Origin of the sequence: Cognatishimia sp., assembly GCF_964229375.1 — a bacterium.
GTDB lineage: Bacteria > Pseudomonadota > Alphaproteobacteria > Rhodobacterales > Rhodobacteraceae > Cognatishimia.
The window spans coordinates 1-9,722 of record NZ_CAXREH010000163.1; the positions used below are offsets into that span (position 1 = coordinate 1).

11 protein-coding genes are annotated in these 9,722 nt (G+C 58.8%); 2 read left to right on the forward strand and 9 right to left on the reverse strand.

Annotated features, from left to right (window positions below; translation table 11 throughout):
* From ACEQWH_RS12325 to ACEQWH_RS12345, 5 genes are all read right to left on the reverse strand, one after another.
* On the reverse strand, positions 1–1,713 hold a 1,713-nt coding region (locus tag ACEQWH_RS12325), incomplete at its 3' end, for a hypothetical protein (RefSeq protein ID WP_370231311.1).
* Between the two features lie 82 nt (positions 1,714–1,795).
* On the reverse strand, positions 1,796–2,530 hold the full coding sequence (locus ACEQWH_RS12330; protein ID WP_370231313.1) for a lysophospholipid acyltransferase family protein: 735 nt from the start codon (positions 2,528–2,530) through the stop codon (positions 1,796–1,798).
* A gap of 78 nt (positions 2,531–2,608) precedes the next feature.
* Positions 2,609–4,171, reverse strand: coding sequence for a trimethylamine methyltransferase family protein (locus ACEQWH_RS12335; protein ID WP_370231314.1), 1,563 nt, complete (start codon positions 4,169–4,171; stop codon positions 2,609–2,611).
* A gap of 101 nt (positions 4,172–4,272) precedes the next feature.
* On the reverse strand, positions 4,273–4,962 hold the full coding sequence (locus ACEQWH_RS12340) for an HAD family hydrolase (RefSeq protein WP_370231316.1): 690 nt from the start codon (positions 4,960–4,962) through the stop codon (positions 4,273–4,275).
* A gap of 53 nt (positions 4,963–5,015) precedes the next feature.
* Positions 5,016–5,300 carry a DUF3572 domain-containing protein gene (locus tag ACEQWH_RS12345; protein ID WP_370231318.1) on the reverse strand — a complete coding sequence of 95 codons (285 nt, stop codon included), beginning with the start codon at positions 5,298–5,300 and terminating at the stop codon, positions 5,016–5,018.
* A gap of 75 nt (positions 5,301–5,375) precedes the next feature.
* Here ACEQWH_RS12345 and ACEQWH_RS12350 point away from each other — a divergent pair, with 75 nt between their 5' ends.
* Positions 5,376–6,746, forward strand: a complete 1,371-nt coding sequence (locus tag ACEQWH_RS12350) for a diguanylate cyclase (protein ID WP_370231319.1) — start codon at positions 5,376–5,378, stop codon at positions 6,744–6,746.
* On the opposite strand, the gene ACEQWH_RS12355 is transcribed toward ACEQWH_RS12350, so the two are convergent.
* The 4 genes from ACEQWH_RS12355 to ACEQWH_RS12370 all read right to left on the reverse strand — a co-directional run bounded on the left by ACEQWH_RS12355 (position 6,747) and on the right by ACEQWH_RS12370 (position 8,763).
* The gene (locus ACEQWH_RS12355) at positions 6,747–7,241 is read right to left on the reverse strand and encodes a periplasmic heavy metal sensor (RefSeq protein ID WP_370231321.1); all 495 of its coding nucleotides are present in this window, start codon (positions 7,239–7,241) and stop codon (positions 6,747–6,749) included.
* A gap of 2 nt (positions 7,242–7,243) precedes the next feature.
* Positions 7,244–7,615: a hypothetical protein gene (locus tag ACEQWH_RS12360; RefSeq protein ID WP_370231323.1), complete on the reverse strand. Its 372-nt coding sequence runs from the start codon at positions 7,613–7,615 to the stop codon at positions 7,244–7,246.
* A complete protein-coding gene (locus tag ACEQWH_RS12365; RefSeq protein ID WP_370231325.1) occupies positions 7,608–8,192 on the reverse strand; it encodes an RNA polymerase sigma factor in 585 nt (194 codons plus the stop codon). Before ACEQWH_RS12365 ends, ACEQWH_RS12360 begins: the two co-directional genes overlap by 8 nt.
* Before the next feature lie 91 nt (positions 8,193–8,283).
* Positions 8,284–8,763: an EF-hand domain-containing protein gene (locus ACEQWH_RS12370; protein WP_370231327.1), complete on the reverse strand. Its 480-nt coding sequence runs from the start codon at positions 8,761–8,763 to the stop codon at positions 8,284–8,286.
* A gap of 170 nt (positions 8,764–8,933) precedes the next feature.
* On the opposite strand from ACEQWH_RS12370, the gene ACEQWH_RS12375 reads away from it, so the two are divergent.
* Entirely contained in the window at positions 8,934–9,656 is a 723-nt protein-coding gene (locus ACEQWH_RS12375) for an NUDIX domain-containing protein (RefSeq protein WP_370231329.1), read from the forward strand.
* The last annotated feature ends 66 nt before the right edge of the window (positions 9,657–9,722 follow it).

Here is a 9,722-nt window from a genome sequence, read left to right on the forward strand (position 1 = left end):
TCCAAGCCGCCCCGAGCCGATCTCTGTGTCGCCGACCCAGATCGATTTGAGACTTGAGGGGCCAACGCGAAACGCGCCTTGGGCGATCTGGTCCAGAACCTGTTGGTCAATTTCGCTGAGGTATTGATCGAAAAAGAAAACGCCGTTCCTTTCGCCATAAAGCGCAACATTCGCGCCGCCGTCAGGCAGCGGCAAAACGGCGACGATTTTTGCAGATTGCGCAGGCTCTGGGGTGCTGACGATCAGGCTGCAAGGCCCAAAATCGCAGCTTTCCAGCAGACGCTCTAATGGCAAACGTCTTATGCCTGCGAGTGCCGCGCTGGAAACTGACGCGTTGGGTGGGAAGAGCGTTAGCCGCGCCAGCGCCTGTGTCGCCACCTCTTGGCGCGACAGGGTTTCGCCCTTGCGTTCAAACTCCCACGCGCTTTCGGTTTCAGCACGCGCCAGCAAGGACGACAGGCCGGGATAGGTCGCATCATCCAGCTCTTTCAGCCGTGCCAACGCTGTTTGGCCAGCTTTGCCCCACACATTGGCCAATTCCCAGGCCGGCAATTGATCCATTGTGCTGTCCCCGCGTATGAATCGCGCAACCTGTGAATTTGCGGAAAGTCTGCTGGCATCCAGGATCGGCGTCAGCCAGAGCGCCGCCACCAGCAGCACAGCCAAAGCATGATAGATGTTTGCGCGCCGGATCCGTGCCCTCCAATCGCGGCGCAAAAGGGCAGCGCCGTAAAGCACGCCATAGGCCAGCACGAACAGCGAGGCGATGAAGGCGGCCAGACGGACCGGTGTCCAGCCATAGTCGCCCACGCGGATCAACACTGCCCACACAGCCAAAACGCCGAGAATCGGCAGCATTGCCGCGAAAGCGCGGGTGGCCCAACTCATCAATGTGGAACGCGCGGCCTCGTCATCGGTGCTGTCCACAGACGCCGCAATCAAAGACGCGCCCGCGATGGCGACGGCCATCAGGGTGCCTGCGGCAGAGAACTCTCCGAAAAGGCCAGACAGCCCGCGGAACGGCAGGGCCAGAATAAACACAGCGACCACCAGAACCAGCGGTGGCATCAATAGACGCAACAGACGCAGAAGCAGGTAGGGCGACACATAGGCGCGCAATTCATTGGCGACGGCCAGCGCAAGTCCCAGCACCAGCCCCGACAACACATAGGGCACGCCTTCTACGTCGATCAGATCACCGATCACGCCGATGCCTACGATTTCAAGCAACGCGTTCGAGAGGAACAGCGCGCCCCAAAACAGCGCGACAAAGACCCAGGCCGCCAGATAGCGCACAACGATGCCCCAAGCGGTGTCAAAGAGATAGGCATAGTCAAACACCCGTCCCCGCATCACCGCCGCGCCAAAAGGGGCGCCGATAAAGATCAGAATGACAAAGGCAGCGGGATCAAACCCCATCTCAAACACATCATCGAAGGCTGTAAAGCGCAGGCTCGCCCAAAAAAACAAGGCGGCTGCAAACAGACCAAGGACGCCTGCGACTTTGACCGCCTCGACAGGTTTGAGGGGGCCGACCAATCCCAACAACAGCGTGAAAAAGCCGAACACCACGCTGGCGATCCACAGATAAAGCCATTGGTTATCAAGCGCTTCGGGCAGGACATCTATCAGAAGCCACACGGCGAACCCTGCGACTGCACCGACGCTCGCATTGCCGATGCGCATCAGATTTTCTTTGGACATGTCCGCCATGGTTCACCCTCGAATTCGCGACACTTTAGGGAAAAGTGCCCCAGTCAGGCGCGTGGGGCAAGCGCGGCGGTCCGGAGGTTGCTCAGAGACCGGCTGTCTCGGCCCTGAGCGTTTCATAGGTGCGCGCGACGATGGCCTGCACTTTGTCCGCCAGATCGCGGGCGTCGTCCTCGATCAATCCTTGCGTAGAAATCGGAGTGCCAAACCGAATGTGGATCGTCCCCGGGCGCGCACGAACGGATCTAAACGGCAGGGTCTTGTGCCCCCCGTAGAAGGTGACCGGCACAATCGGCACCTGCGCACGGATGGCCAGCAGGCTGGCCCCGCGTTTGAAATGCCCGATCCCATCCATGCCCACGATATGACCTTCGCCGCCCCAGGCCAGCCTGTCGCCGCCTGCAAGCTTGTCATAAAGGCGCGACATCACCGCATCGGTGCCGGTGCGGTTGCCGCGGGGAACCATCTCGATCTGGGCTTTCCGAGCCAGTCTGCGCCCGAATGGCAAATAGGCATAGAGATCGGCGGCAGCGGCCCGGTCGATGTGATCCCACATCACCATGCCAAAGGCCGCCACATCCGCAAACGAGCTTTCGTTATAGCAGATAACTGCCCCCGTCCCTTTGGGCGGGCGCGGACCGTCGATGGACACATCGATCCGGCATCTGTTCAGAAACCGGCGAAAATGGGCGCTGATCAGGGCGCAGCTGCTGTCACGGGTCTGCGGTGTCAGGGCTGTCCAGGTCGTGACAAAGGGCGCTCCGATCACCCAGGCGGCAGAGGCGACTGCCCCCCGGATCGTCTGCACAATAGCGTTCATCATTGCCCCCCTCAGAACCGGCTTGCGCCGCACAGCCCGTCAGGACAAGCCTGAGGGCACGTTAGCGAGGGGGTATATTCAGAAGTCGGTCGGCGCGCCACCCTCTTCCTTCCGTTTGGCCACAAAGGCCGCCAGCTCTTCGCGGATGGCTTCGTCCATCGGTGGGGCTTCGAATTCGCTGATGATCTGCTTATACAGCGTGTGTGCGCGTTCGGCTGTCCAGATGCCGCCTTTGGCTTCCCATCCTTCAAAGTTGGTCCAATCGGACACGAAAGGCTGATAGAAGGCGGTGGTATAGCGGTCCTGCGTGTGCTGAACGCCAAAGAAGTGACCGTCGCCGCCAACCTCTTTGATGGCATCCAGGGCGATGTCATCCGGCCCCGTCGCGGTGACCGCAGGTTCCATATAGCGTTGAATCATCTGAATGACTTCGCAGTCCATAATGAATTTCTCGGGGCTTGCGATCAGCCCGCCCTCAAGCCACCCCGCTGCGTGATAGACCATATTGGTGCCTGACTGCACCGCCGCCCAAAGGGAATTGGAGGTTTCCCACATGGCCTGACCATCCGGTACGTTTGCAGCACAGACACCGGACGAGCGCATCGGCAGCTTATAGAACCGCGCCAGCTGACCCGTCATCTGTGTCGAGCGCATGTATTCAGGTGTGCCAAAGGCTGGTGCGCCGGTCTTCATATCGACGTTTGACGTAAAGGTGCCGATCGCGCAGGCTACACCCGGGTTGATATATTGCGCAAGGGCAACCGCACAGAGACCTTCGGCCAAGGACTGCGCAACAGCACCCGCCATGGTCACTGGCGCCATCGCGCCAGCCAGTGTGAACGGAGTGACAACCAGACCCTGCCCGCGTTTGGCAAGGCGAATCCAGCCATCCATCATCGGTTCGTCATGCTTGAGCGGAGAGGTCGAGTTGATGTTGGTATAGATATGCGGCTTGGCCTCGAACTCTTCGTGGCTCAGGACCGCAGCGATGCGCACCATTTCCATCGAGTCCTCAACGCGTTCTTTGCCCAGACTATAGGTATGGGGCACTTTGTCCGTCAGCGTCAGCTTGTCATACATCGCATCCAGATGGCGGATACTGGCGTGGATATCCTGCGGCTCGACGGGATAGCCTCCGGCAAAGTGGATACAGTTAAAGTATTGTGTCAGCTTGAAAAAGTTCGCGCACATCTCGCGGGTACCGGGAATTTTCCGCCCCAGCTCCAAGTCCCAGTAGTTCGGCGGAGAGCTGACGTTGCCAAACAGGATATTCTTGCCGCCGACTACAATGTCGCGCTCGGGGTTGCGGGATGAAATGGTAAATTCCTCGGGTGCTTTCGCAACCATTTCCATCACAAACTCGCGGTCCATGCGGACGTTGTCGCCGTTTACGATACAGCCAGCCTGTTTGAAAATTTCCTTGGCACCGTCATGGAAGAACTCGATCCCGATTTCTTCGAGGATTCGCATCGCACCTTCGTGGATCGCCTGAACGCCGTCTTCATCCAAAGGCTCTGTCGGACGATCCGTGTTGACCGGGATGCGCCATGGCATCTGATTGATTACGCCAATCTTTTGGCGTTCTGCCGCTTTCCCAGCTGCGCCACCGCCTCTGCGCGTCCTGCGTCCTTGTCGAGCCATTAGGCCACCCTCCTGTGCTGCCTTTCAGCAAACACGCTCTGGCAGCACAAAGAATGGTCGATTGCGACACTTTCTGTCGCAAACTTTTCCAGATCAGACGATCAGAGACCCAGCCACGCAGGAATCTCACCGATATTTTCCAGAACCACAGTCGCATATGGGGCAAGCGTCTCGGGGCCGGCCATCCCGGTGAGAACCCCAACAGTCGGCATGCCAGCCGCACGACCTGCGATCAGATCATGGGTGCTGTCGCCAACCATCGCCACGCGCTCGGGTGCAATTCCCACATGACGGGCAAAGGCCAGCAAAGGGTCAGGATCCGGTTTCGCGCCGTGCCCACTGTCAGAGCCCAGCACCAGATCAAACAAGTCGTAAACGCCGGTGTGAGTTAAATGCGCGCGTGCGCCCATTTCTGTGTCGTTGGTCATAACGCCCAGTTTCAGGCCATGGTCGCGCAATTTGGTAAGATATGGCGCAAGCTCGACGGCCTCGGCCAAAGGCGCCCGGGCCGCAGCATGAGCGATATAGCTGTCAACGGCGTCTACATCGGGGTTTGGCAATTGGGCTGCGATCACCTCTGCCACTTCCCGATTGGTCCCTGCAATGGCGAGGCTTGAGGGCAGAAACGTCTGTGTCGCCAGATCAAACCCGATCGCTTTGGCGATGGCCTGTCCGCGATCCGCGTCGCCGTCAGCAAAATGGCGGATGACCCCGGCGCACCACACGTTCCAGGTTTTGCCAAAGTCGAAAAGTGTGCCGTCTTTGTCAAACAGCAAGGCCTCAATCTGCATGGGAGCAACCCTAATTTACCAAAACTCTTTCGGTCTTTAGAGCCTGTTTGGCCTCAAGTCCAATGGACCTGTTCGCTGCCCGGCATGGCGTGGCGCGCGAGCATCGGCTCTTCGTATTTCGCCCCAATTTCATCGCAAAATGCGATGACCCAAGCGTCGTCCATCATGATGAAATCCAAGACCGACGCCAGAAAAGCAGGGTCACTTGCCTGCGCCTTAAGATCATCCACGGCAGCACCTGATGCGCCTAAAAATACGGGCATCAATTCATCGTTGGACGCAAGCCAAGCCAGCGCTTTCAGGCCGAATGTTTCCGCGGCCTCGGGGGAAAAAGACATTTTGACGAACTTTCGAAACGGTTTCTTAACCACTGCGATACACAGTCGAGTCACTGTTTGGCAAGGAACCCGCCTATGTCTGGAAAATTGCTGGTTGTGGACCACGTGGCTGCGAATAGGGCCACGATGCACATGCGCCTGTCCGGGGCGTTTTATGATGTGTTGCAGGCCTGCGATCTGCAAGAAGCGCGCCAACATCTGAGTGGCGATCGCCCCGATATGGTGCTGATTGATTCCAAGATGCCCGACGAGGATCCCCTTAGGTTCTGTCGCGCGTTGCGTGCCTCTCCGAAAACCGCGCATCTGCCGGTGCTTTTGCTGAGTGGGAAAGACGACAGAGGCTACCGCATTCGCGCGCTGAAGGCAGGTGCCGATGATGTTCTGGTGCGGCCGGTGGAAAATGGCATCCTGCTGCCCCGCCTGCGCAGCCTGATGCGGCGCAACGAGTTCAGCCAGGATTCTCTGGTGCCACGCGACACGGCGCAGGCCTTGGGCATGGCGGATGCTCAATCTGAATTTCAGGCCCGCGCTTCGGTGTTGATCGCCACACAAGACACGGCAACCGCAACGACCTGGCAGCGCATTCTGCGTGAGAAAGCGCCCTATGACTTTTCCGCACAGATCCTTGATGATGCCCTGCGAAGCGTCACGCAGTCCCCTGCCCCCGACGTTTTTGTCATCATGCCCGATGCGGCCCAGCCTGACGTGTCGCTGCGCTTGATCGCCGAGATCAGAGCCAGATCCGCGACGCGCCACTCGTCTGTGTTGGTGGTGCTGAACTCTGCCACGCGCGCCCTACATGGGGATGCGTTAGATCTGGGCGCGCAGGATGTGATGAAGGGCGGCTTTGACGGCGAAGAAATGGCGCTTAGGATCAGCAAGCTGGTGCAACAAAAACGCCTGTCAGACCGCCTGCGCGACACATTAAAACACGGGCTTCAGGCGGCTGTAACGGACCCGCTTACCGGCCTTTTCAATCGCCGGTACGCCATGACCCATCTGGCCAGAATTGCGGAACAGGCGGCCGTCAAAGGCGGGCGATATGCTGTCATGATGGCTGATCTGGACCGCTTCAAAGACGTGAACGACCAATTCGGACATACCGCCGGGGATGCTGTTCTTGTGGGCACGGCCCGGCGCCTGCGTCAGGCTTTGCGCCCCGTCGACCTTCTGGCGCGTATGGGGGGCGAAGAGTTCCTGATCGCGATGCCAAACGTCAGCGCACATACGGCGCAGGGCTTTGCCAATGAGATGTGCAGCCTGATGCGCCAAACCCCGGTCGAAGTGCCCGGCATGAACCTGGGTATTCCGATCACGATGTCTGTTGGCGTTGCAATGGGCGGAAATCACAATCTGGACCGAAGTATTGATGCGCTTATGCAATCCGCGGATCGTGCGCTTTATTCAGCAAAATCAAACGGCCGCGATCAGGTTGTTATGAGCTGATCAGTTCCGCTTGTGCGGCCCTTTGCGCTTGGACAGAACCTCTTGGATCCGCAGCGCATAGGCCGCGCGTTCCTCGGCACTCATGGCGCTGACATGCTCAAGCCACAGACCTTGCGCGATCTTGCGACGTTCAAATGCAATGTCGCTTTGCTGGTCAATCAATGCCTGCACGGCTACCGGATCAAACGGCTCGGCCTGCAATGCCGCCAGCATCTGTGTCAGCACCTCACGCGGACGCATCGGCTTTTCACCCAGCTCGCGGTGGTGGTCGCGGATGTTCTTGCCGATTTCGCGCCGTTCCTGACTGGTCAAAGCCTGCGTATAAGCCCCCAGAATGTCGCCCTCACGCGGCGGGCGGTCACCGGTCCGCTTGTTGCCAACCGCGGCGCCAAGCACCAGGCCTGCGATAATGAAATTCACCGCCAGCGACCCGATCAGCAAATACCGCAGCCCCGGGCGCAATCCAGAAGGTTTTTTCTGTTGCGTATCAGACATGATCACTCTGCCTCCGTTGAAAGAGAAAAGCCGCCCGAGAAATCCGAGAGATAGCTTTCCGTGTCGCCCGTAATCACGGACTGCAACCCATCAAGGGTCAGGGCCTCGGCGCCGGAAAATCCGATAAACACGCTGGCCATGGTCGCCGCAACAAGCCCGCCGGTGCCCTGCCAGCCCCCAAGCGTGTCAAACAAGCTGGCCCAGAAGCCGCGCGCGGGGGGCGCGGCTGCCAGATCGGCAGGCTTGGGCTGATGCGCCTCGGCTTCTGCCAGCATCCGCGCCATGAAATCATCGCTGACCTGCGCCTCCGGAGCCTCTTTTGCCTCGGCAAAAAGATCGTCAAGAAGGGCGTCCATTTCGTTTTTCTCAGTCATCCGAATACCCTAGTTCATCTTTGCGGCCAGCCAAAATCGCAGCCAGCGCTCGTTTTCCACGCGCGGTCAGACTTTCGACCGCTTCCACCCCAATGTCCATGATCTGGGCAATGTCGGGGTTGCTCATTCCTTCGATGTGACGCAGCACCACGGCCTGTCGCTGCCGGTCTGGCAACTCTTGCAACGCGTCCTGCAGTGCGGCCTGACGCGACTTCTGCTGCATCGCCTCTGCCGCGCTTTCAGTGTCGTCTTCGGGCTCTGGGATCGCATCCAACGCAACGCCGCGCGATTTACGCAGGCGATCGGTGCACAAGTTTGCAACCACACGATAAAGCCAGGTTGTAACCTTGGCCTCGCCCTGCCGCCAGTCGCTGGCTTGTTTCCAAAGGCGGATCAAAGCATCCTGCGCGACGTCTTCTGCCTCTGCGCGATCTCCGAGAACACGATATGCATGCCCAAAAACCTTTGGCGTCAACCGCAGGGTCAGGGCACGGGCCGCGGATGTGTCGCCATTGGCATAAAGCACCAACAACGCGTCATCACTTACGTCCTGAAATGTGTCTCGCGGCATTTCCATGTCCCGTTTGGCCTAGCCGTTTCGCCTCCATGAGGCAATGGGTTTCCCATGCCCTCTATGGTCGAGCGAGGGCATGGGGATCTGACCTAGATCAGTTGTTGTCGGCGTCGCCGTCGTTGTCACGGCCACCTTTGCGCTTACCGCCTTTTTTCTTCATAGAGGCGAACTCTTCTTCAGAAATCTGGCCGTCGCCGTCGTCATCCAGACGGTCGAACATGCGGGCCGCGCGGTCACCTTCTGGCTGCATTTCTTCCTGGCTCAGCAGGCCGTCGCCATTTGTGTCGCGCTTTTCGATCATGCGGGTGACACGGTCGGAGATGTCGCGGTTGGCTTTCGCTGCGATTTCTTCGGCGCTCAGCAGGCCATCACCATCGGTGTCGGTTTCCGCAAAGCGTGCCTCGCCGCGGGCCTGCATTTCTTCCAATGTGACAAAGCCGTCGCCGTTGGTGTCAAGCTGTTCAAAGCTGACGCGTTCGCCACGCTCGCCGCCGCCTGGCTTTGCGCTCACGGTGGCTGCTGTCAGTGCCAGAGCGATTGCGGTGACACCAGAGATAAGTACTGCACGTTTCATTTTAGGTCTCCATTTTCTCAGTTTGAAACCGGCTTGTTGCCCGTTTTCAAAAGGTCAAACGCGGGGCGGCGGCTATTCCGTCGCGGAAATTGCATTTTTTTGAAAAAACTTGGTTGCCCTTTGCCAACACCCTTAGTTTACTAGGAAAAATTCGCACGACAGGAGCCACCATGACCGTAGACAAGACAGCGATCCGCGACGCGGCAACGGTCATTGTGGTCCGTGATCCCAAGACAAACCCGCGTATTTTGATGGGGCAACGCGGCTCTAAGGCCGCATTCATGCCAAATAAATTCGTCTTTCCCGGCGGCGCGGTTGATGTCGAAGACTATGATGTTGCGCTGACCGATCCGATGTCAGACCTCTGCCGCAGTCGCCTGCGCGACGACATGCGCCCCGAAACACCAGACAGCGCGGTCGATGCCTTGGCCGTTGCCGCGATCCGCGAACTTTGGGAAGAAACGGGACTGGTTCTGGGCAAAAGCGGCAATTGGGCAACCACGCCGGCTGCGGATTGGACCGACTATGCACAGACGGGCCATGTCCCTACTGCCGCCGGTATGCAATTTGTCTTCCGCGCGATCACGCCTCCAGGCCGCCCGCGCAGGTTTGATGCCCGGTTCTTTCTGATTGATGCAGACTATCTGAAGGGCGATCTAGACGACTTCTCACGCGCCAGCGAAGAGCTGTCTCATCTGCAATGGGTCGGCCTGAAAGAGGCGCGCAGCTTTGATCTGCCGTTTATCACCGAAGTCGTTCTGGCCGAGATCGAGGGCCAATTGCCAGATCTGTCGGCCCCTCAATCCGTGCCGTTTTTTAAGAATGACGACGAGGCAGGATGGTTTAAGCGGCTGCATGGCCGTGCGCCGACCTCGGCAGATCTGGGCGGCTAAACCCAGACCACCAGCCCAATCACACTCAGGCTGATAAAGCCGATGCCAATATATTCCCGAAGCGTG